Annotated in this window: 24 protein-coding genes; 12 read left to right on the top strand and 12 right to left on the bottom strand. The window is 66.1% G+C overall.

Translation table 11 applies throughout. The features are described from left to right. Positions 1-43: 43 nt before the first annotated feature. Both IEY49_RS14140 and argJ read right to left on the bottom strand, forming a co-directional pair. Positions 44-808, bottom strand: a complete 765-nt coding sequence (locus IEY49_RS14140; RefSeq protein ID WP_189009960.1) for a hypothetical protein — start codon at positions 806-808, stop codon at positions 44-46. A gap of 112 nt (positions 809-920) precedes the next feature. After that, a complete protein-coding gene (argJ, locus tag IEY49_RS14135) occupies positions 921-2,078 on the bottom strand; it encodes a bifunctional glutamate N-acetyltransferase/amino-acid acetyltransferase ArgJ (protein WP_189009958.1) in 1,158 nt (385 codons plus the stop codon). A gap of 103 nt (positions 2,079-2,181) precedes the next feature. Here argJ and IEY49_RS14130 point away from each other — a divergent pair, with 103 nt between their 5' ends. From IEY49_RS14130 to IEY49_RS14110, 5 genes are all read left to right on the top strand, one after another. Beyond that, a complete protein-coding gene (locus tag IEY49_RS14130) occupies positions 2,182-3,750 on the top strand; it encodes a GMC family oxidoreductase (RefSeq protein ID WP_189009956.1) in 1,569 nt (522 codons plus the stop codon). Between the two features lie 98 nt (positions 3,751-3,848). Continuing rightward, positions 3,849-4,373 (top strand): hypothetical protein, encoded by a 525-nt coding sequence (locus IEY49_RS14125; RefSeq protein WP_189009954.1) that lies wholly within the window; start codon positions 3,849-3,851, stop codon positions 4,371-4,373. A gap of 42 nt (positions 4,374-4,415) precedes the next feature. Then, positions 4,416-5,246, top strand: a complete 831-nt coding sequence (locus IEY49_RS14120; protein WP_229780822.1) for a serine/threonine-protein kinase — start codon at positions 4,416-4,418, stop codon at positions 5,244-5,246. Positions 5,247-5,271: 25 nt separating this feature from the next. Next, positions 5,272-6,174, top strand: coding sequence for a DNA polymerase III subunit delta (gene holA / locus IEY49_RS14115; protein ID WP_189009950.1), 903 nt, complete (start codon positions 5,272-5,274; stop codon positions 6,172-6,174). Between the two features lie 118 nt (positions 6,175-6,292). After that, on the top strand, positions 6,293-7,429 hold the full coding sequence (locus IEY49_RS14110) for an acyl-CoA dehydrogenase family protein (protein ID WP_189009948.1): 1,137 nt from the start codon (positions 6,293-6,295) through the stop codon (positions 7,427-7,429). A 209-nt stretch (positions 7,430-7,638) separates the two neighbouring features. On the opposite strand, the gene IEY49_RS14105 is transcribed toward IEY49_RS14110, so the two are convergent. Both IEY49_RS14105 and IEY49_RS14100 read right to left on the bottom strand, forming a co-directional pair. Then, the gene (locus IEY49_RS14105; protein ID WP_189009946.1) at positions 7,639-8,391 is read right to left on the bottom strand and encodes a fumarylacetoacetate hydrolase family protein; all 753 of its coding nucleotides are present in this window, start codon (positions 8,389-8,391) and stop codon (positions 7,639-7,641) included. Between the two features lie 84 nt (positions 8,392-8,475). Next, positions 8,476-9,171, bottom strand: a complete 696-nt coding sequence (locus IEY49_RS14100) for a Crp/Fnr family transcriptional regulator (protein ID WP_189009944.1) — start codon at positions 9,169-9,171, stop codon at positions 8,476-8,478. A gap of 69 nt (positions 9,172-9,240) precedes the next feature. On the opposite strand from IEY49_RS14100, the gene IEY49_RS14095 reads away from it, so the two are divergent. Beyond that, positions 9,241-9,930, top strand: a complete 690-nt coding sequence (locus IEY49_RS14095) for an ABC transporter ATP-binding protein (protein WP_189009942.1) — start codon at positions 9,241-9,243, stop codon at positions 9,928-9,930. 11 nt (positions 9,931-9,941) lie between these two features. Here IEY49_RS14095 and IEY49_RS14090 read toward each other — a convergent pair whose 3' ends face one another. Further along, positions 9,942-11,042, bottom strand: a complete 1,101-nt coding sequence (locus tag IEY49_RS14090; RefSeq protein ID WP_189009940.1) for an NADH:flavin oxidoreductase/NADH oxidase — start codon at positions 11,040-11,042, stop codon at positions 9,942-9,944. Between the two features lie 156 nt (positions 11,043-11,198). On the opposite strand from IEY49_RS14090, the gene IEY49_RS14085 reads away from it, so the two are divergent. Next, positions 11,199-11,534 carry a carboxymuconolactone decarboxylase family protein gene (locus tag IEY49_RS14085; RefSeq protein ID WP_229780813.1) on the top strand — a complete coding sequence of 112 codons (336 nt, stop codon included), beginning with the start codon at positions 11,199-11,201 and terminating at the stop codon, positions 11,532-11,534. Positions 11,535-11,544: 10 nt separating this feature from the next. Here IEY49_RS14085 and IEY49_RS14080 read toward each other — a convergent pair whose 3' ends face one another. From IEY49_RS14080 to IEY49_RS14065, 4 genes are read right to left on the bottom strand one after another with little or no spacing between them, the layout of a single operon-like run. After that, entirely contained in the window at positions 11,545-12,072 is a 528-nt protein-coding gene (locus tag IEY49_RS14080) for a hypothetical protein (RefSeq protein ID WP_189009938.1), read from the bottom strand. Next, the gene (locus IEY49_RS14075; RefSeq protein WP_189009936.1) at positions 12,072-12,860 is read right to left on the bottom strand and encodes an ABC transporter permease; all 789 of its coding nucleotides are present in this window, start codon (positions 12,858-12,860) and stop codon (positions 12,072-12,074) included. Before IEY49_RS14075 ends, IEY49_RS14080 begins: the two co-directional genes overlap by 1 nt. Then, the gene (locus IEY49_RS14070; RefSeq protein ID WP_189009934.1) at positions 12,857-13,660 is read right to left on the bottom strand and encodes an ABC transporter permease; all 804 of its coding nucleotides are present in this window, start codon (positions 13,658-13,660) and stop codon (positions 12,857-12,859) included. Before IEY49_RS14070 ends, IEY49_RS14075 begins: the two co-directional genes overlap by 4 nt. Further along, a complete protein-coding gene (locus IEY49_RS14065; RefSeq protein WP_189009932.1) occupies positions 13,657-14,667 on the bottom strand; it encodes an ABC transporter ATP-binding protein in 1,011 nt (336 codons plus the stop codon). Before IEY49_RS14065 ends, IEY49_RS14070 begins: the two co-directional genes overlap by 4 nt. A 178-nt stretch (positions 14,668-14,845) precedes the next feature. On the opposite strand from IEY49_RS14065, the gene IEY49_RS14060 reads away from it, so the two are divergent. From IEY49_RS14060 to IEY49_RS14050, 3 genes are all read left to right on the top strand, one after another. Next, a complete protein-coding gene (locus tag IEY49_RS14060; protein WP_189009930.1) occupies positions 14,846-15,442 on the top strand; it encodes a chromate transporter in 597 nt (198 codons plus the stop codon). Beyond that, positions 15,439-15,969: a chromate transporter gene (locus tag IEY49_RS14055; protein WP_189009928.1), complete on the top strand. Its 531-nt coding sequence runs from the start codon at positions 15,439-15,441 to the stop codon at positions 15,967-15,969. The genes IEY49_RS14060 and IEY49_RS14055 overlap by 4 nt, the downstream gene beginning before the upstream one ends. A gap of 64 nt (positions 15,970-16,033) precedes the next feature. Further along, positions 16,034-16,735 (top strand): spermidine synthase, encoded by a 702-nt coding sequence (locus IEY49_RS14050; RefSeq protein WP_189009926.1) that lies wholly within the window; start codon positions 16,034-16,036, stop codon positions 16,733-16,735. A 74-nt stretch (positions 16,736-16,809) separates the two neighbouring features. Here IEY49_RS14050 and IEY49_RS14045 read toward each other — a convergent pair whose 3' ends face one another. Beyond that, entirely contained in the window at positions 16,810-17,550 is a 741-nt protein-coding gene (locus tag IEY49_RS14045) for an alpha/beta hydrolase family protein (protein ID WP_189009924.1), read from the bottom strand. Positions 17,551-17,662: 112 nt separating this feature from the next. Next, complete coding sequence (gene aspS / locus IEY49_RS14040; protein WP_189009922.1) at positions 17,663-18,952, bottom strand: aspartate--tRNA(Asn) ligase; 1,290 nt, start codon at positions 18,950-18,952, stop codon at positions 17,663-17,665. Positions 18,953-19,163: 211 nt separating this feature from the next. Between aspS and IEY49_RS14035 the strand changes: the two genes are divergently transcribed. Both IEY49_RS14035 and IEY49_RS14030 read left to right on the top strand, forming a co-directional pair. After that, positions 19,164-20,066 carry an HpcH/HpaI aldolase/citrate lyase family protein gene (locus IEY49_RS14035; protein WP_229780812.1) on the top strand — a complete coding sequence of 301 codons (903 nt, stop codon included), beginning with the start codon at positions 19,164-19,166 and terminating at the stop codon, positions 20,064-20,066. Further along, positions 20,063-20,536 carry a MaoC family dehydratase gene (locus IEY49_RS14030; protein WP_189009918.1) on the top strand — a complete coding sequence of 158 codons (474 nt, stop codon included), beginning with the start codon at positions 20,063-20,065 and terminating at the stop codon, positions 20,534-20,536. The genes IEY49_RS14035 and IEY49_RS14030 overlap by 4 nt, the downstream gene beginning before the upstream one ends. Positions 20,537-20,651: 115 nt before the next feature. On the opposite strand, the gene IEY49_RS14025 is transcribed toward IEY49_RS14030, so the two are convergent. Next, on the bottom strand, positions 20,652-21,647 hold the full coding sequence (locus tag IEY49_RS14025; RefSeq protein ID WP_189009916.1) for an aldo/keto reductase: 996 nt from the start codon (positions 21,645-21,647) through the stop codon (positions 20,652-20,654). Positions 21,648-21,656 lie beyond the last annotated feature (9 nt).

Genomic DNA, 21,656 nt, shown 5'->3' with positions numbered 1-21,656 from the left:
TGCCAGAAACTCCGGACACAGCATGACCGCGCGCTACCGGAATCTACCCTTGACGCCGTAATCCGATAGCAAGTGCCGCTGCGGCGAGTGGCACCAGCGACCGCGTCTGCCCGGTCACTACGCCTCCCAGAATGGTCAGCACGGCGGCCTGCCGGGCCCGCTGAACCCTGATGGGCTGCACCGTCCGGGGAGGATGGTCGCACTCGGCCACAATCAGCTCGGGCTCGATCAGCCGAGGCGCAAGGACCAGCGCCGCGAGCCCTGTCAGCGTGGCTGGCAAAGAAGCACGTGCTCCCCCGCTGACGGCGGGCACCAGGGCGCCAACCATGGGCCACAGGGACGTGGTACCGGGCGTCGTATATGGCGTCACGGCGGGCAACAGCGCGGCTGCCTTCTCGCCGGTTGCCGCAGCCAGCCCGGCCTGCCCGGCCAGAGCTGCCAGATCAACCGTCGTGGGGTCACGCCCAACCGTCCCGGCCATCACGCGAACCGCACTCAGGGCCGCCAGCCCGGGCACGGGATTGCCGGGGCCGCCCATCCACGCGGCTGCCGCTGCCACCGGCAGGGCCACCGTGGCCGTTTCGGGATGGTCGGGGTCCAGCTCACGCGCGGTGGCCCAGGCCAGAAAGGCCGCGCCTCCCACCCCCAACGCGTCGGCCCAGCTTCCGCCCAGCAGCCTTGCCGTGACCGCTGCGGCCAGCGCGCCTCCTGCGGCATACCGGTTGGAGGGATAGCGCAGATCCAGGGGGCGGGCCAGCGCGGACTCCTGGATCAGGGCGGAGGGATTGCTGCTCAGGGCATGGGTCATACGACACGGTATGCCAGCAGCTGTGGGCAGGTGGCCGGCGCTCAAGGTTCGATCAAAGGACGGTGACACACGGCCAAAGGGAGCCCGGAGTCAGCGTGCACAGAGTCCAGCTTCAGGTCGTGTAGTCGGCGTTGATGCTCACATACTCGGCACTCAGGTCACAGCCCCAGGCCTCTCCCGTGGCCTCACCCACGCCCAGGTCAATCTCGAACACAACCTCTTCGACCTTCATGCTCTGGCTGACGGTAGCGTCGTCGTAGGGTAGCGGCCTTCCCGCAAAGACCGGGTGGCCCTGCACGCTGACTTTCATGGCCTCGACCTTCACGGCTGCCCCGCTGCGACCCACCGCCATGATGACGCGGCCCCAGTTGGGGTCGTTGCCATGCACGGCGCTTTTCAGCAGCGGACTGACGCAGCACGTCCGGGCGGCGTTCAGGGCTTCGGCCTCGCTCCGGGCGCCCGACACGCGCACCGTCAGAAGTTTGGTCGCTCCTTCCCCATCGGCGGCAATCTGGCGGGCCAGGTTACGCATGACACCCTCAAGCGCTTCAAGGAATTCGTCCAGAGGGACCGGTCCAGCCTGACCATTGGCCAGCACCAGGGCCATATCGTTCGTGCTGGTGTCTCCGTCCACTGTGACGGCATTGAACGTGCGGGCGACGATGGCCGGAAACGCATCGCGCAGCGCCTGCTGGTCGACCTGAGCGTCAGTGAAGGCAAACGCGAACATGGTCGCCATATCGGGATGAATCATGCCGCTGCCCTTGGCTGTCCCCACGATGCGCGCACCTGTGCTGAGGGTCACCGAGGCCGTCTTGGGGCGGGTATCGGTGGTCATGATGGCCTGCGCGAACAGGTCAGCGCCCCCTCCCAGGTCCTCGGGTAGGTGCTCGATACCGCTGAGCACCCGGTCCATGGGCAGCAGGTGCCCGATGATACCGGTGCTGGCGGTCAGCACACCGTCCTGAGGCACGTTGAGTACGCTGCCCAGCGCGTCGGCCATATCGGCGTTGTCGGCCGCACCACGGGTACCGGTCGCGGCGTTGGCGTTGCCGGCATTGACCAGCAGCGCACGCACCGGCCCGCCCTCACCATACAGGTCGCGGTTGCGGGTCACGCAGGCAGCCGCAGTGGTGCTGCGGGTGCCCGCGAAGGCCCAGGTGCAGTCGGCGTCGGACGCCACAGTGCTCAGGTCGGTCCTGCCGCTGGGCTTGATCCCGGCCGCAAGGGCCGCCGCGCGAAAACCGGTGGGAAGCTGAAGCTCGGTCATGGGAAGAGTCTAGCGGCCGGCCGGCATGGACTCTGGGCCGCAGGGGCGCGGTCAAGCCGAGGCCAACCTTCCTGGACCGGCCTTTCATCGATACTGGGCATTCATGACAGCTGCGGACATGATCATCGTGGGCGCCGGATCGGCCGGGTGTGTGCTGGCCCGCCGGCTGCTTGACGCGGGGCTGAAAGTGCTGCTACTGGAGGCTGGCGGGCGCGACAGCAGTCCCCTGATCCGGGCACCGGGTGCGTTTTCGCGGCTGTTTCGCAGCCGTCACGACTGGGCGTTCGAGACCACCCCGCAACGCCATGCCCATGGCCGGAGGCTGTACTGGCCGCGGGGCAAGGTGCTGGGCGGCAGCAGCGCCATCAACGCGACCATCTGGATCCGTGGCTCACGTCAGGACTTCGACGGCTGGGGTGACGGGTGGACCTGGAACGATGTACTGCCAGCATTCCGCGCGCTGGAGCGCTACCACGGTCTGCCGGACCCGGCGCGTGGCACGGCGGGTGAACTGCCGGTCGGATCCCGCACCGCGTCGCACGAACTGTCTCACGCCTTCGTCCACTCGGCCGCGCAGGCTCTCGGGGTTCCGGAAGTCGGCACCTTCAACTCCGGGACACTCCAGGGTGCCGGTCTGCTGGAAAGCAACCACTGGCGCGGTGAGCGGGTCAGCGCGTTCCAGGCCTTCCTGCGCCCGGTGCTGCATCATCCCAACCTGACGGTCCTGACCGGTGCGCGCGCCCTGGAACTGCTGTGGACCGGTTCCCGGGTCCGGGGCGTGCGCCTGCGCTGGCAGGGCCGGACCATCGACGCTCCGGCCGGAGGTGTGGTCCTGAGCGCAGGGGCGGTCCAGACCCCGCAGCTGCTGATGCTTTCGGGAGTGGGACCGCGCGCGGTCCTGGAGCGTCACGGACTCCGCGTGCAGGTGCACCTGCCGGGCGTTGGCGAAGGGCTGCAGGATCATTTGGCTGTCCCGGTGATCTTCAGTTCCAGCCGCCCTTCCCTGGAAGCCATGCCTGAAGCCGAGGCTGCGCTGCGGTATCTATGGAACCGCAGTGGCCCGCTCAGCAGCAACGTGGCCGAAGCCTGTGCCTTCTGGAACTCAGCGGGTGGGGCTGACCCTTGCGTAGAACCTGATACCCAGTTCCTGTTCGGACCCGCATACTTCCGCGACCATGGCTTGCGCCGCGAACCGGGTCACCACTTTTCGGTCGGTCCTGTTCTGGTCGCTCCGTACAGCCGGGGCCGCATTACCCTGGCGTCGGATAACCCGCTGGTCGCCCCAGTGATTGACCCCGGGTACCTGAGTGATGACCGGGATCTATGCCGGCTGATCGCCGGTGTCCGGCAGGCTCGCGTGATTGCACAGGCAGCCCCGCTGGCCCACTCCTGCCGGCACGAGGTTCTTCCTGGAACCGACGCTCAGGACGACCCCGCATTGGAGGCCTTCGTGCGCGAGGAGTGCTCGACCCTCTATCACCCGGTGGGCACCGCTGCTCTGGGTGAGGGCGACCACACTGTCGTGAACCGGGACCTCGCGGTCCACGGGACCCAGGGCCTGTGGGTCGCGGACGCCAGTGTCATGCCTCAGGTCATCCGGGCCAATACCAATGCGACCAGCATGATGATCGGGGAGCGTGCTGCAGAGTTGATTACCAGATCAACAACGTGAAGCTGGTTGAGGTGGGCTGACTGGCAGATGACGGGTCTTCCACGTTCCTCATACGCGCTTCATGAGCAGGGCAGTAACGGCAGCTAGGGTGAGGCCACATGAAGCGTGCTCTGCTTGTCACCCTGTCCGCCGCCACTGTTCTGTCCGGCATGGCCGCGGCGGTTCCCGTGAAACTCGGCATTCTGCCTGTCACCGTGGAACCCAACGCCAAGCTGCTGACCCTGACCGCCGAGGGGATCCGCAAAGCCTTTCCCTCGGCCGCCGGCCGGCCTGATGTGGTGTTTGTCACGGAAGACCGTAAGGTCAGCGTCGCGTTCGAATGGCGCGAAGGCAAGCTGGCGACCAACGAAGTCGAGAAACTGGTCGCCCAGTTCCCCACCCTGATCCGGGCGCAGGTTCCCAACATCAAATCCCTGAAGGCCAACGTGCTGCAGCAGGGCGGGACTTCGTGGGCACAGTTCGTGTTCACCACCCCCGGGCAGGGTGACGAATTGCGCCGCGAGCTCCTGATGACCAGCCTGAACGGCCGCCTTCTGGTGGTGACAGTTGCGGGCAATGTCAAGGACTACAGCCGCAACGAAGCGGTCATCAAGAACCTGACCGGTAGCGTGCGCCTGAACTGAGACCAGGCGATCCTGGGCGGAAAGCCCAGAAAGTTCACTATGATGGCGGACGTGCAGATTATATCGGCTGTTCAGCCCCTTGAGGACACTGTGCTGGTGTCCCGCCATGGGGGCGTGGTCGCCGAGCGGGCCCGTTGGCAGGGCCAGGATGTCTTTGTCAAAACACTTGAGTCCAGGGACATAGCCACGGCCAGGCGGTTCGAACATGAAGGGGCCGTGGCCTCGCGCCTGAATCATCCCCAGCTGGCGGCGCTGCTGGCCCGCTCACCCACGCAGCTTCTGTTTTCCTGGATCGAGGGCTGCACGCTGCGTGAACGGGTCGAGCAGGGCCCACTGGCGGTGCCGGAAGCCCTGCGGATCACGGCCGGCGTCCTGCGTGGCCTGTGCGAACTGCATATGTATGGAATCACCCACCAGGACTTGAAGCCTGAAAACGTGATTGTAGCTGCAAGCAGGCCGGAGGCCGCTGCGGTGCGCCTGATTGATTTCGGGATGAGCCACGCCCGCGACCTGCCGCTGGATATTCACCGGGGCACCCGCATGGGCACGCCGCATTTCATGGCGCCGGAACAGTTCCGCGGACTGCGGGGAGAGCCGCGCAGCGACCTGTATTCGGCGGGCGTCCTGCTGTTCGACTGTCTGGCAGGACATCCGCCCTACGAGGACGCCATGGGATGGCTGGCGGGGCTCCATGACCAGCGGGCACCGTTGCCTGGCCCCGGGGCGCTGCATCCTCTGATGCTGGCCTCGCTGCAGCGCGAGCCTCAGGACCGCCCGGAGAGTGCGCAGGCCATGCTTGGGTGGCTGTCGCAGGTGGCGGGCAGCCTGGGCGTGGATCTGGACGCCCATGGTGACCCGACCCCGAACAGCTGACTGCGCCCCGGGATACAGTCGGGACGTGGCGCTGCTCGCATTTACCGGAAACCGTTTTCTGGCCGACGAAACCCTGCGTGACTCCCTGCGTGCCCGTGGCCTCAACCCCCGGGAACTGCCCCGACTGGGGGGCGAGGACGTCACTGCCGAGCAGCTGCGGCCACATCTCTCTCCAGGGCTTTTCGGTGATGGCGGCGTCATTGTCGACCTGGAGGGGGTCAAGCCCGACAAGGCGCTACTGGAACTGCTGACGGGCGCAGGGGTGACAGTAGCCCTGCTCGACGAGGCGCCGCCCGCCACCCGCGTCAAGCTGTACGAGAAACATGGCGAAGTCATTCCTTCCCCCGCGCCCAGCAAGCCCAGCGACGTGACCGGGTGGGTCGTGCAGCGTGCCAAGAAGGCCGGACTTCCACTGGAGCGCGACGCCGCCGCCTACCTGGGCGAGGTTTTCGGGCCTGACCTGGCAGGCATCGTGGGTGAGCTCAACAAACTGGCCCTGCTGGACGGCGGCCTGGACCGGGCCACCGTCCAGCGGGTCGTTGGCCGGGAACCGCCCGGCGACAGCTTTGCCATGCTGGGCGCCGCAACAGCGGGACGTCCCGGCGAAGCGGTCACGCAACTGCGCCGCCTGCTGGCCTCTGGAGAGGATCCCTTCAAGCTGATGGGCGCGGTGATCTGGCAGTACAGCCTGGTGGCCCGCTGCGTGGCCCTGCTGCAGGAAGAAGGCCGGGTGACCGAGGCCGTGGCCGCGCAGCGGCTAGGCGTCAAGCCGTACCCAGCCAAAAAGGCCCTGGATGTGGCCCGGCGGCTGAACGAAAGCCGTATGCGTGGACACCTGGGCCGCATCCTGGAGGCGGACCTGGGAATGAAGCGCGGCCTCGACGCCACCATGGTGCTGGAGAGGCTGATTGTGCAACTGAGTGTGTGACGGCTTTCCGGATTGCCTAACGACCGTTAGGCTGTAAGGGTCTGTCTCTACTCTGGTAAATTGTACTCAGTTCAAACTATGGTCTGCTGCGCGGTGCGGCGACCTCACAGGAGCGCACATGGACTTCACCCTGAACGACGAACAACGCCAGTTGCAGCAGCTTGCCCGCGATTTTGCGCGCAGAGAGATCATCCCTATTGCAGCCGAATATGACCAGAAAGAGGAACTGCCGTGGCAGGTCGTGGAAAAAGCGTTCGAGGTCGGGCTGCTCAACCCCACCATCCCCGAACACGCCGGCGGACTGGGCCTGGGTATGTTCGACGAGTGCCTGATCGGTGAGGAGCTGGCCTACGGCTGCATGGGCATCTACACCACTCTGATGGCCAGCGAACTGGGCATTGCGCCCATCCTGATCGGCGGCACCGAGGAGCAGCAGCAGCGCTTCCTGGGCCCCCTGACCGAGAATGCGGGCCTGGCTGCCTTCGCCCTGAGCGAGCCGAACAACGGTTCGGACGCTGCGGCGATGCACACGACCGCCGTACTCGACGGGGACGAGTGGGTCCTCAACGGCACCAAGATGTGGATCAGCAATGGCGGGCTGGCCGAAATAACGGTGGTGTTCGCTACCACCGACCGGCAGGGCGGGCATAAGGCCACGGTTGCCCTGGTTGTTCCCAAGGATGCGCCCGGCTTCTCGTACAACAAGATCAAGCACAAGATGGGCCAGCGGGCGAGTCTGACCTCGGAACTCGTCTTCGAAAACGTCCGTGTTCCCAGAGAAAACCAGCTGGGCGGCCTGGGCGACGGCTTTAAAATCGCCATGAAGACCCTGGACAAGACCCGCATTCCCGTGGCGGCCGGCAGTGTCGGGATTGCCCGCCGTGCGATGGACGAGAGCATCAAGTACGCCAAGGAGCGCGAGGCCTTCGGCAAGCCTATCGCGCAGTTCCAGGCCATTCAGTTCAAGCTGGCCGAGATGGCCATGGGCATCGAAACGGGCCGACTGATGTACCAGAAAGCCGCCTGGCTGGTGGACCAGGGCCTGCCGCACGGCTTTGAAAGTGCCATTGCCAAGGCCTACTGCTCGGAAATGGCCTTCGACTCGGCCAACGAGGCCATTCAGGTTCACGGAGGCTACGGCTACGTCGGGGAATACCCGGTCGAGAAGCTGCTGCGCGACGTCAAACTCAACCAGATCTACGAGGGCACCAACGAGATCCAGCGTGTGGTGATCAGCCGCAACCTGCTGCGCTGAGAACGGTATGTCGTTCCGTCGACGGGATGAGGCACTCCCGTCGACCCCACTCCCCGCCTGTTGCGCTTGGCCGCTCCACTCGCCCCACAGCAGGCGACCGTCGAAACACTCAACTGCTGTGATGATCACGATGAGGGGAAAATCGGCGAAGAGAGATGGGATCTGTACCGGAGAGGGACTGGGGATACCTCAGTCCCTCTCCGGTCTGCTCAGCCGATGGGGGTGGTCAACACGCCCAGGCCCTCGACCTCGACTTCTACCGTGTCGCCGCTCTGCAAGGCGCCCACTCCCTCCGGGGTGCCCGTCAGCACCACATCACCCGGTTCCAGCGTCACGAACCGGGTGATGTATACCAGGATGTCCACCACGGGAAAGATCATCTGGGCTGTGCGTCCATCCTGGCGCGTTTCACCATTGACCCGGGTCTGCACCCGGACGTCGGCCGGATCGAACTCAGTTTCCAGCCACGGCCCCAGCGGACAGAACCGGTCCGCCGCCTTCGCGCGGAACCACTGCAAGTCGGTCTTCTGCAGGTCCCGGGCCGTCAGGTCCAGACCGCAAGTAAAGCCAGCCACGTGGTCCAGGGCCGTGTCCGGGCTCAGGTCCCGCGCCCGCTTCCCAATGACCAGCGCCAGTTCGCCTTCGAAATGAAAGTTGTCGGTCCAGTCAGGACGCATCACCGTTCCGCCGGGTTCCGCCAGGGTGTTGGGTCCCTTGAGGAAGATCCCCGGCTCTTTCGGGAGGTCGCCCGTGTCGTTGCCCAGTTCCCGGATGTGGTCCAGGTAGTTGCGGCCCACGCACACGATCTTGCTGGGCTCTGCGGGAACAAGCAGGGCTGCCGGATCGAAGGGGACGGTCTCTCCGGTCGGCGTCTCCCCCATCCCACCACTGAGAAGTACCGTGTCCTGCTGCAGCTGACCCCAGCGGGCCTGCCCCTGATGAAGAATCCTGACGAGACGCATGCCCGTAAGATACCGGGCATCGGCAGCCTGTGGGCGCGTGCCGCCCGAACACGCCCCAGCTTTCTGAATACCAGGCTGTCAGGCTTACTCGAAGTCCGCTTCGTCCAGGCTGCTCTGCTCCAGGGCCTGGATGTCCAGCAGGACCACATTCTGGCCACTGACTTTCAGCAGACCTTGACGCTCCATCTTGCGCATCACGCGCGACACGGTCTCGCGGCTGGCACTGATGCGCTGCATGATGTCCTGGGTGCCCAGCGGCAGTACCTCCGGCTGGGGAACCCCTGCCTGCACCCGCTGCCGGTGCAGGTGCGTGAAGACATGGGCCAGGGCCGCTTCAGTGTTCAGGCCAAAAGCGATCAGCTCGTCGTTGAGGTAGGTGATGCGCTGGGCCAGCATGGCGCTGAGGTTCCACAGCACCAGCGGATGCCGGCGCAGAATCTGTGAAAAATGGTCGCGGTAGAGCATCAGGGTGCTCACGTCGGTCAGGGCCATGACAGTCGCGCTGCGTTCACCGGCAGCGGCCAGCACAGCAGTTTCACCGATCACGCCCGGGGCGTAGACATCGCCCATGACGCGTTCACGGCTGCCCAGACTGACCCGGCTGACCCGCACGGCACCACTGGTGAGCAGGTAGAGGGCTTCTCCCTGGGCGTCTTGTTCCAGCACGGTGTCGCCCGCCTGGAAATTCCGGGGGGTCACAACACGGGCAGCTTCACGCACAGCGTCTTCAGGCACGCGCTGGAAAAGGGGGGAGCATTTCAGGGTGTCCAGCAGGTCCACGGGCGCAGTGTAGCGTCCCATTGTGCCTAAGGCACAGACGCATACCCCAGGTAGGCCAGATGCCCTAGCATGCGCCGCGTGACGCACTCTCCCGCTACAGCCCACCCGCCGGTCCTGCACGCCCGGGATCTCCGACACGGTTTCGCCGGCACGGAAGTACTGCACGGCGTGACCCTGGAAGTGTGGCCCGGCGAGGTCGTAGCGGTCACCGGTCCCAGCGGCAGTGGCAAAAGTACCCTGCTGCATCTGCTGGGCGGACTGGACACCCCCCAGCTGGGCGAGGTCTGGTGGGCAGATGAACGTGCCGACACACTCGATACCCAGACCCGCGCCCAGCGGCGGGCCGGGCGGGTCGGGCTGGTCTTCCAGCACCACTACCTGCTCGAAGACCTGAGCGTGCTGGACAACGTGCTGATCCCCTGCCGGCTGGCCGGCCAGGACCACCCTGGCCGGGCCCAGGAGCTGATTGCCCGTGTGGGCCTGCAGGGCCGGGAGAACAGCCTGCCTGGCGTGCTGAGTGGCGGGGAGCGGCAGCGCGTGGCGGTCGCCCGGGCCCTGGCCGCCCGACCGGCAGTCGTGCTGGCCGACGAACCGACCGGGAGCCTGGACCGCGCCAACGCTGAATTGGTCGCGGCCCTGCTGGTCAGTCTGGCGCGGGAAGAAGGCGCGGGTGTGCTGCTTGTCACCCACGATGACCGGCTGGCCGCGCACGCTGACCGCACCCTGCACCTGCTTGACGGTCAATTTACGGACGCCTGAGCTTCTGCACCTTACGGCGTGGTACGGGTGCCGCGTTCATAAGCAGGCACGACTGGGGGCTTGACCCCCATGGCAACGGCCGCCTTCCACATCCAGTGCGGATCGCCCAGCAGCGGTCGGCCCAGAGCGATTAGGTCAGCGTCACCGTTGAGCAGCAGGCCCTCGGCCCGTTCGGGGGTGTCGATCATGCCAACGGTCATGACCGCGAGTTCTGGAACCTCACGGCGGATCAATGCCGCGAAAGGCGTCTGGTAGGCCGGCCCCACGGTGATGCGCTGTTCCGGCGTCAGGCCGCCACTGCTGATGTCCAGCGCATCGACCCCCTCGTAGCGCAGCAGCCGGGCAAGTTCTACCGTCTGAAACTCGTCCCAGCCGCCAGGAGCCCAGTCGGTGGCACTCAGGCGTACGAACAGCGGCTTGTGCGAAGGCCAGTTCCCACGCACAGCCCGTACGACTTCCAGCAGCAGGCGGACGCGGTTTTCGAAGGAGCCTCCGTAACTGTCGGTCCGGCTGTTGGCCAGCGGCGACAGGAACTGGTGAAGCAGATACCCGTGGGCGGCGTGAACCTCCACAACGTCAAAGCCAGCCACCTCTGCCCGGCGCGCCGCGGCCGCGAAGTCAGCCGTGACGCGCGCAATGTCGTCTGTGGTCATGGCGACCGGCACCGGGTACAGCTCGTGGAAGGCTTGCCCGTCCGGACCAATCACCGTCCAGCCCCCCTGCTCGACGGGCACGACGCCCCGGCCACGCCAGGGGGCATGCGTGCTGGCCTTACGCCCCGCGTGCGCCAGTTGCACGCCGATCACGGCGCCGTGGGCATGGGCGAAGTCGGTAATGCGGCCCAACGGGAGAATCTGCGAGTCATCCCACAGGCCCAGGTCCTCGGGGCTGATGCGGCCCTCGGGTGAAACGGCGGTGGCTTCGGTAAAGATCAGGCCCACACCGCACAGCGCGAACTGGCCCAGGTGAACCTGATGAAACTCGTTGGCCAGTCCGTTGTGCGCGCTGTACATGCACATTGGAGACAGCACCACCCGGTTGGGCAAAGTCAGGCCGTGAATTTTCAGAGGGGTAAACAGAAGGGGCGTCGCGCTGGCACTGGGCTGGGTCACCTGCCCAATCTAGAACCCGGGCGCCGGCGGCAGAAGCCCGCGTGCTTAAGCGTGGGATCATGCTCGGGCCGCCCGGCCCCTTACCGTGGACGGATGGACGAAACACAGTTCCAGCAGGGCCTGGCCAGACGCCGCCGCATCATGGGTGCCAAGTAGGTGGAACGCGCCTTTCCCCATACACAAGAGGTCCAAGAGGGTGAATTTGCCTTTGGACAGGACTTCCAGCGCTTTATGACCGAGTACGCGTGGGGTGCGGTGTGGGGCCGGGGCAACCTTACCGACCGGGAGCGTCACATGGTGACTCTGGGCATCCTGGCTGCCCTGGGCAGAGAACGCGAATTCGAAGGCCATGTCCGGGCCACCCGCCAGACCGGCGGCAGCCCGCGTGACCTGAGCGACGTGCTGCATCAGGTGGCGGTCTATGCCGGTGTCCCGGCTGCGCTGAGTGGGGTTAACGCTGCACAGCCGGTGTACGACACTCAGGAGGAATGATCAGAGATCTTCACGGCCAGACCCGGTGAGCAGCCCAGGCTTCCTGGCGGCTCCGGGCTGTCTGGTGAGCCAGCTTCCAGAACGCCGCCTCATGCTGGTGCACGGAGCCCAGGTCGCCCCCATGGGCTGAGGTCGTGTCAGGGAGCGGCAGGCGGGCCAGCAGGCTCCCGTCTTCGTGCCCTTCCGCTCTCACGCCGGCCTGCCACGCTGCACGCACCAGATGTTCGTAGGCCCGTGCCAGACGTTGCAGTGCCGCGACATCCGGAACGTAAACCCAGGGCCCGGCCTCTCCCAGCAGCGCCAGAAGTCCGGGCCCTTCGGTGCGCCACAGCAGTCCAGGCAGTTCTCGGGCTGGCCCCACCAGGGTCAGCCAGGGCCGGGGACGCAGCAGATCCACGACCATGTGCGGCTCGTGCCCGGTCCTGTTGCCTGCCTGCCGGGCATCTTCAGGAGAAAACACGTCATGCAGCTCGGTCAGGTGGGTCAGAGCGGCGGGTGGCAGTGAGACAGGCTCAGGGCGCCGGCGCGACCACCACATCAGCTGCTCGCGCTGGTGTAGCTGGCAACCGCCCTGCGCCACAGCAGCCGCGTCAGCAGCCACAGCACCAGGGCCACCAGCGGAGAGGCCAGAGCAACCGACGGAGAAAGCCGGCTGGTCATGGCCTGCGCCGGAACGGTCGTGATAAAGGCCACCGGCACCACGAAGGTCAGCACGAAGCGGACCGGTACCGGGAAGGCCGAGACCGGGAAGCGGGCCGCACCGAACACGCCATTGAACAGTTCGCTGACGTTCTGGGTCTTGACGAACCAGAATGCGGTGGTGGACAGGCCCAGCCAGATGCAGTACACGATGACCAGCGCCGAGAGGTACAGCAAAGCGGCCGTCAACACGCCACCCGCCGTGACCGTCAGACCCGCCGAGGCGTACAGCAGCAGGCCCAGTCCGATCAGGATATCCGGGAAGCGCAGCACGTTCAGGTGCCGGGTACTGACATTGAACTGCGCGTCCACCGGTTTGAGCAGGGTGAAGTCCATATTCCCGGTGCGGATGGTCTCCGCGATCTTGGACATGTTGGGCTGCACGAACACACTAATAAAGCCCTCAGTCAGCATAAAAAAGCCGGTCACCAGCAGGGCTTCACGGTAGGTCCAGCCACCGACCCCCTGCGCCCCGGGCTGCGAGAACAGCAGGCTGATCCCCAGCAGCGCCACCCCGGCTTCTCCCAGGCTGGCCAGCACCGCGCCCACAAAATTGGCCCGGTATTCCAGCTGCGCTGACACCGTTGCCCCGATAAAGATACGCATCAGGCGCAGGTGGCGCCTCATGCCCCCACCGCCCCGTATTTGCGCAGGCCGGCGCGCCAGACTGCAGCGCGAAGAAACCAGAACACCACCAACCAGACCAGCAGTACCCCGGCGCCCTGCCACGCCTGCTCCGGCGTGGCCTTGCCGGCCAGCAGTTGCGCCGGCAGGCCCAGCATGTAGGGAAAGGGGGTCCAGCGGGCGATGTCCTGTACCCAGAGGGGGTAAAACGACAGGGGTGCAAACATTCCGCCAAGTGCGGCGTAGATCAGCCAGACCAGTTCCTGAAAGCTGGTGTTGCTCTCGGTCCAGAAGGCCAGCAGCCCGATGGTGTATTCCCACAGAAAGCGCGCGGTAAAGCCCAGCGCCGAGAGCCCCAACGCCGCCGGGTAGGCCCAGAGCTCCCCGGTAAACTGCGCGCCGGAGAGCCAGGTCATCAGGCCCAGCAGCGTCAGCATCGGCAGGATCCGGATGAAACGCTCGGCCACGTGCGAGGCGTAATGGTGCCACATGGGGTCCATGGGGCGCAGCAGTTTGGGCGAGAGCAGGCCCTGCCGGATTTCCAGATCCAGTTCCCAGGCGACCCACACGACCAGCAGCTGCGACACGAACCAGGTGCTGATGAAATAGGTCGCGAACTCGGCAGGCGCGTAGCCGTTCACCGTGCCGTCGGGCCTGCTCTGGGCCTGCGCCATCCAGACCAGCATCATCACGATGCTCAGGGTGCCCGAGAGCATCCAGATCACGACCTCAGCGCGGTACTCGGCCATCTCGGCAAAACGCGTGGCGAACAGCACCCGGACCTTGTGCCACAGCCACCTCATGCGGGAACCTCGGCCTTTGCCCCGAACAGTTCGGCCATCACGGCCTCGATAGGTGGGTCTTCCACAGTGAGGTCTGCCACGTCCAGATCGGAGAGCAGCCGTGCGGCGCGGGCGCTGACCTCGGCACGGGGCACCCGCAGTTCTGCGCTGAGCCCGTCAGAGCTGACCACCGTGCCATAGGCGGCGAGCTGGGCGCCGCTGACCGGCTGCCGGAACTGCAGCCGGACCGTCTTGCCCCCCGAGCCCTGTTCGGCGAGCCGGCCCAGGTCACCGTCAAAGACCAGCTGGCCCTGGTCGATCACCAGGATGCGCCGCGCCAGAGCCGTCACGTCCGCCATGTAATGACTGGTAAGCATGACGGTGGCGCCGTAACGCTGGTTGTAGTCGCGCACGAATTCCCGCACCGCCTCCTGCATGTTCACGTCCAGGCCAATGGTCGGCTCGTCCAGGAACAGGATTTTCGGGCGGTGCAGCAGTGCGGCCGCCAGCTCGCACTTCATGCGCTCACCCAGCGACAGTTTGCGCACCTGTTTTTTCAGAATGCCTTCCAGGCCCAGGACCCCGGTAAACTCCCGCATGGTCGCGTGGTACTGGTCGTCGGGAATCTCGTAGATGGCCTGATTGACCAGAAAGCTGTCCAGGGCCGGCAGGTCCCAGATCAGCTGCTGCTTCTGGCCCATGACCAGCGTGATCTGCTTGAGAAAGGCGGTCTCGCGCCGGCGCGGCTCGAAGCCCAGCACCCGGGCCTCGCCACCTGAAGGATGCAGCAGGCCCGAGAGCATCTTGAGGGTCGTGGTCTTGCCGGCGCCGTTGGGCCCGAGAAAGCCCACAATCTCTCCGGGAGCCAGGTCAAAGGACACGCCCCGCACCGCCTCCACGTGTCTGGTCTTGCGGTGCACGAAAGCGCGCAGGCTGCCCACGAAGCCCGGGTCCTTCTCGTGGACCGCGTACTGTTTGCGCAGCTCCCGCACATGGACCGCAGCAGCGTCCGGAGAAAGAAAGGTCATAGTGGCCCTCAGGGTAGGTCAGCCGGGGCGCATCTGCGCATAGCTAGGCCAGTTTGCGTAACCGAAACAACGAGACCAGCACCCCAGCCGACCGGGCCGGATATTTCGTTCATTACGTGCCGGCGTGTTCCTGTCTCAGTCACGGAAACCGGGCGGGCAACAGGCCTAGGCTCAGGGCATGAGCAGCCCCGCCGCGCCTCCAGCGGCCGTGACCCCTACCTCTCCCCCGCCGACCCCGCTGGCGCTGTTCCAGCTGTTTTTGAGTGTGGCGCTCTCGGGGATCGGCGGCGGGCTGCCGGCCCACACCCGGCGCGCGGTCCATGCGCGTGGCTGGCTGACTGACGTGGAGTTTGCCGAGTCCTATACCCTGGCGCAGCTGACCCCCGGGCCCAACGCCGTCAATCTGGCGGCGATGATCGGCGCTCGCCTGTGCGGACGGATGGGCGCCCTGACATCCGTCCTGGGCGTGCTTCTGCCCGGGCTGGTGGCCATGCTGGGCGTGACGGCAGTAACGCTGGGTCTCCCGGGCGGCCTCCCCGGGCCGGTACAGAGTGCCCTGCGTGGGGCCGCCTGCGCCGCTCTGGGTGTCATTCTCACAGCCGCCCTGCCGGTGGCCCGCGTGGGCGCGGGTGTACGCGGCGGCGCCGTCGTCATGGCGCTGACCTTTCTGGCCCTTGGCGTGCTGCGCCTGCCCTTGCTGCCGGTGCTGCTGGTCATGCTGAGCGCCGGGCTGATCATCCACCGCCCGCGCCCGGTTTCTGGGAGTCCGCAGTGACCTCAGCTGACCCCAGCTTGTTCTGGGCGCTGCTCTACGAGTTCACGCGGCTGGGGCTGATCAGTTTCGGCGGGGCCAACATCGCCGAGATGGAGCGGGTCCTGGTCGGACAGCGCGGCTGGATCGACGCCCAGACCCTGGCCAACGGCTTTGCGCTGGGGCAGGTGATGCCCGGACCGAACATGCTGGCCGTTACCCATTACGGTTTCGCGGTGGGCGGCTGGTCCGGGGCGAGCGCGGCCACGCTGGGCTTCTACGTCCCCACGGCCCTGATTAGTGCAGCGGTCGCGCTGCTGTGGCGCCGGCACAGTGCTCATCCCTGGGTCAGCGCCTTCCGTGACGCCCTGCTGCCCTTCGGGGCCGGCGTGCTGCTGGCCGGGGCCCTGGTGCTCGGTCAGGGCAGCGTTCAGGGATGGCCGGAGCTGCTGCTGGCCGTGCTGGCCTTCGTGCTGCTGTGGCGCACCCGCCTGAATGCCGCCGTGGTGGTGCTGGCGGCAGCGGCGGCCGGCGCTCTGCTGGGCCTGTGACATCGAGGCCGCGGCCCAATACAGGTACACTCCCCAGGATGTCGAGTGCTGTGGATGGCCGCTGTTGAAACCCTGGGTGCCGCTGGGCCGGGCGCCGATTCCCGGAACGGGGGACGAGTTGCTGCTCTGGCAGCGCGGCGACGAATTCAGTATCCGGATCTCGGGGTACGTGAGCGAGTTGATGAACAGCCGCCAGCACGGTTCCGAGGAAGCGCTGGCCACCTATGCCTGCCCGGCCATCGCACAGCGGGCAGACGCCCGGGTCCTGGTGGGTGGCCTGGGAATGGGCTTCACGCTGGCTGCGGCTCTCCGGTCAGTGGGGCCAGACGCGACTGTTACGGTGGCTGAACTGGTACCCGAGGTGGTCGAGTGGAACCGGGGGCCGCTGGGAAGCGCGGCAGGGCACCCGCTGGACGACCCCCGCACCCGCGTGGCGGTGGGTGACGTGGCTCAGGTGATCCGCTGTCAGCCCTCCGCCTTCGACGCAATTCTGCTGGACGTGGACAACGGCCCCGAAGGCATGACGCAGGAGGACAATGACTGGCTCTATGCCCCTAAGGGCCTTGCGGCAATCAGGGCGGCCCTGAAGCCGGGCGGGGTGCTGGCGGTCTGGAGCGTCGAGGCGGTACCGCGCTTCACCACGGCGCTCAACCGGGCCGGATTCACCGTGCATGTCCGTACGGCGCGTGCCCGGGGTGACCGGGGAGCAAAGCACACCATCTGGATTGCCCGGGTCCCTGTAGAGGCGCGTACAAAAAGCAGATAGTCAGTCTGTTCTGGTGTCGGGACCGGCCACTGTTCCAACGGAAACTGACGGATCCGTGCCTTTCAGGCAGGCTTTCAACCTCCCATGAAGAAGCGGGCAGTGACCTGATGCAACTGTTCGACAGCCTGCAGGCTGTCGAAGGTGTGCCCCGCACCTGGAATTCCCGTCGCGTCACAGCCCAGGGCCTCGGCATAGCGCACGCCATACTCTGGGGGGCAGGTCTCGTCAGCGTCACCGTGCACGACGTGCGCCACCCCGCTCCAGGCAGCCGCGGCTTCCAGGGGCCGGACACGAGTCACCTCCATCAGGAACTCGCGGCCCAACGGCCAGCCGTTCATGTCCGTTATGGTGCTGGGCATGTAGCCTCCGCGAAGGTGTGCCAGCCACAGCTCGGGCAGGGCGGGCGCCCACAGCGCCAGACGATGGGGCCGTACCTGCGCCAGGGACAGCGAGGCCACCATGGCGCCCATGCTGAAGCCCAGCAGCATCACACGTTCGGGGTCCAGACGTGGTTGACGGCGCATGTACTCGAACGCCGCCACGGTGTCCTGCACTTCCCGGCTGACCGTCATTTCGCTGAAGTCGCCCTGAGATTCGCCACTGCCCCGAAAATCGAAACGCAGGCTGGCGACGCCACTGGAGGCCAGCAGGCGTGAAAACAGCACGAAATTCCGGTGGGGCTCGACCCGCTGGCCGGTAAAGCCGTGCAGCAGCACCACACTGGGCCAGCCGCTGGCCGGCGGCGTCCCGTCAGGGGTGTGAAGCATGCCGTACAGACGCTGACCGTCCACCGTGAACTGCGCAAACTCTTCCATGGCGAGGATTCTGACACTGCGTCCAGCCGGCCCGCCTGCCAAACGGCTTGAGGGAATCTGAAGGGCGCCTGGCGGCACAGCAACATGCCAACCGGTCGCCCCTGCCGCGTCCTTAAGGCGTCAGGCGGTGACGGTCGCGTGGGAAGGCGCGGGCATAGCGCACGTTGCTGATGCCCAGCAGCTTGGCCGTCAGACGCTCGGCACCGATGGCAAAGCCCCCGTGGGGCGGCATGCCGTACTTGAAGACCTCGGTGTAGCCGGTCAGGGTCTCGGGGTTGAGCTTGTAGGCGGCGATCGAGTCCATCAGCATCGCATGGTCGTGGATGCGCTGCCCCCCCGAGGTGATCTCGATGCCTCGGAACAGCAAGTCAAAGCCGCGCGTCAGGTCGCCCTCGTCGGGGTGGGCGTAGAAGGGCCGGGCCGCACGCGGGTATTTGGTGACAAACACGAAGTCGCTGCCCTCGGTCTCGGCGTAATGCTGGCACAGCAGGCGCTCGGCCTCGGGGTCCAGGTCCTTGCCGCCGACCGGATGGGCGTACTTGTCGCCCACGAGTTCCCGGGCGTCCATCAGGGTAATGCGCGGAATATGTACCGGCACGTCGGGTATGGTAGCCCCCAGCAGCGCGAACTCGGTCTCGCAGCGTGCACTCAGACGGGTCATGATGGCCGCCAGCAGGCGGTTTTCCAGCGCCATCACGTCTTCCTCGTCCTCGATAAAGCCCATTTCCACGTCCAGCGACAGGTACTCGTTAAGGTGACGGCTGGTGGCATGTTCCTCAGCGCGGTAGACCGGCGCGACCTCAAAGACCCGCTCGAACACACCCACCATGATCTGCTTGTACAGCTGTGGGCTCTGCGCCAGGTAGGCCGGCTGACCGAAGTAGTCGATGGGAAACAGGTTCGCGCCCCCCTCAGCCCCGGCCGAGACGATCTTGGGCGTGCTGATCTCGGTGAAGCCCTCGGTCATCAGGTGGTCGCGGAAAGCAGCGACCAGCTCGGCCTGCACCTTCAGCGCGGCCCGCTCCTTGAGTCCACGCACACTGACCACCCGGTAGTCCAGCATGGTCTCGGGGTTGACGTTCCACTCCATCTTAGGGATCTCAACCGGAGTCGGGGCAGTGGCCGCCGAAATAACCCGGAAGCTCTCGACCTGCACCTCGAAACCGCCCGGTGCCTTGGGGTGCGCCTTGACACTGCCCACCACCTCGACGCTGCTTTCCGACAGGGGTAGTTCGAGTCCGCTGCCGACACACTGGGCAATGCCGCTGACGTCACGCAGCACAAGAAACTGCACGCCCCCCAGGTCGCGGCGGGCGTGCAGAAAGCCTTGAAGTTTCACGGTCTGGCCTTCAAACTGGGCCAGCTCGTGGGTCAGGGTGCGCTGTAGGGCTGTGGCGGTCATGGGGTCTCCTTAGTGGCGCTTAATGCGTTACGAAAAACCCCCGACTCCGTTCTGGGTCGGGGGCGCGGCCTGCACGTCGAAGCGTCCCCTACTGGGGATCGTTATCGTTGTTGTTGGCACGGGCCGCGAACATGAGAAGAAGTGTAACGGCGCCGGGCGGGGCGGGTCAAACCCGGAAGCTAGGCATGTATGGCGGAGTATGCTCGAGGGCGTGACCGCAACGAACGTTCGTTTGCCATTGACGCCGCTGCCCCGGCCACGGAGTGTGCTATTCGCCCCGGGCAACCGCGCAGATCTGGTCGCCAAACTGCCGCGCAGTGCACCCGACGCCGTAGTGATCGACCTGGAAGACGCCATTCCCGCCGACCCAGACGCCAAAACAGCCGCCCGGCCGGTGGCCCGCGACGCAGCGCGCGACCTGATTGCCTGCGCACCGCACCTGAACGTGTTTCTGCGCGTTAACGCAGTGCATTCGCCCTATTTCGAGGCTGACCTCGCGGCGCTGACTCCAGAACTTGCCGGAGTGGTCGTGCCCAAGCTGGAATCGGCACAGGACGTGCAACAGGTGGTGGACACGCTACGGACGCGGGGCCTGGACCTGCCGCTGATGGCCGGCCTGGAGACCGGAGCCGGTGTGTGGAATGCCCGTCAGATCATGGAGCATCCGGCGGTGGGCTGGGCCTACTTCGGGGCGGAGGACTACACGACCGATCTGGGCGGCGTGCGCACGGCAGGTGGCCTGGAAGTGCTGTATGCCCGGTCCCAGGTCGCTCTAGCCGCCCGGCTGGCCGGCGTTCCCGCACTGGACATCGTGGTGACGGCCCTGAACAACGAGGCGGTGTTCCGCGAGGACGCCGGGCAGGGCCGGGCCTTGGGCTACAGCGGCAAACTGTGTATTCACCCGGCTCAGGTCGCCCTGGCTCACGACATCTTCGGGGCCACACCTGCTCAGCTGACGCGGGCACGGGCGCTGCTTCAGGCCGCTCATGAGGCTGCCGCCCTCGGCCATGGAGCCTTCAGCTTCGAGGGTCAGATGGTCGACGAGCCCATGCTGGCCGCAGCCCGCGCCATCCTGGCCGCCGGGCCTCAACCACAGCAGACGGAGGAAGCATGAACGAGGACCTGCTGCGGCCCCAGGGCCGTTACTTTGAAGAACTGGCCCCGGGCACGGTGATCCGTCACCGCGTCACCCGCACCCTGACCGAAGCGGACAACGTACTGTTCACGACCATGACCATGAATCCGCAGCCACTGCATCTGGATCATGCCTACGCCGCGCAGACCGAGTTCGGGCAGCCGCTCGTCAATAGCCTGCTGACCCTCAGCCTGCTGGTGGGCCTCAGTGTGCACGAGCTGACGCTAGGCACCCTGATCGCCAACCTGGGCCTGACCGACGTGGCATTTCCGAAGCCGGTGTTTCACGGTGACACCATCCGCGCCGAATCGGTGGTGGTCGAAGCCAGGGAGAGCCGCTCACGGCCCGGTCAGGGTGTGGTGGTGGTCGAGCACCGTGCCTTTAACCAGCGTGGCGAGCTCGTAGCCCAGTGCAAGCGCACGGCCCTGATGCAGAAACGGCCAGCCTGATCTGGACCCTGCGGCCGTTGTCATGAAGACCGGCCGGAAAGTGCAGGCGGGTTACCTGCACGTCCTGCCCCTCTGAGCTGAGACCCGGTACGGGGTCTCCGCCTGGGAGCCGTCCTTACTCTGCGGGCTGATACCAGTTGCGGTCCCAGCGGTGCGCGTGCAGTTTTTGCACCTGCTCGGCAGGGAGGCCCTGTCCGTCCCCCATGGCCACGTTACGCTCCACGTTGCGCAAGCTGCGCATGCCGACAATCACGGTGCTGACTGCCGGATGACTCAGCACGAAGCGCAGACTGGTCTCGGCCAGCTGACCGGTTTCAATGCCCAGGTCGGCCTCGATGGCGCGCAGGCGCGGCTGCAACTCAACCTTGCGGTTGCCGCCGAAGTAGCGGTTACGCCAGTCGCCTTCGGGAAAGGTGGTTTCAGGCGTGATGTTGCCGGTCAGGCTCCCCTCGTCCAGTGCCACGCGCACGATCACGCCCACGCCGTTGGCCTGGCAGGCGTCCAGCAGACGGTCCTGAGGCGACTGATCGAAGACGTTGTAGATCACCTGTACGGTCTCCACTGCGCCGGCCTCTACGGCCTTGACCGCGTTTTCAGGCTGATGGTCGTTGATGGAGATACCGAAGTGACGGATCTTGCCGTCGCGTTTGAGCTGCGCCACCGCATCCTGCCAGTCGCCCTGGCCGACCCAGGAGTCGTTCCAGACATGGAACTGCTGCACGTCGATCTGGGGTAGGCCCAACCGCTCCAGGCTGGCTTCGGTCATGCGGATCACGTGTTCGCCAGGAAACGCCTGCTCGGCGGTCGTTTCGGGGGCGGCTGGCCACTGGTTGCTGAGCGGGCTGATCTTGGTCGCGACCAGCGTGCCGGGGTACTCGCGGGCGACCTGTCCCACCAGCCGCTCACTATGGCCATTGCCGTAACCCATAGCGGTATCGATGAAGTTGCCGCCCAGTTCCAGATAGCGCCGCAACGCGCCGAGGCTTTCCTCGTCGTTGGAACCGATCCACATATCGGCGCCGATGCCCCAGGCTCCATACCCGATCTCGCTGACGTTCAGACCGGTCCGGCCCAGGGGACGTTGGCGCAGGGACTGCTGTTCAGAGGTCATAATCAGAAC

This window comes from Deinococcus malanensis (genome assembly GCF_014647655.1).
In the GTDB taxonomy this organism is placed as follows: domain Bacteria; phylum Deinococcota; class Deinococci; order Deinococcales; family Deinococcaceae; genus Deinococcus; species Deinococcus malanensis.
This window is presented reverse-complemented; position numbering and strand designations above follow the sequence as displayed.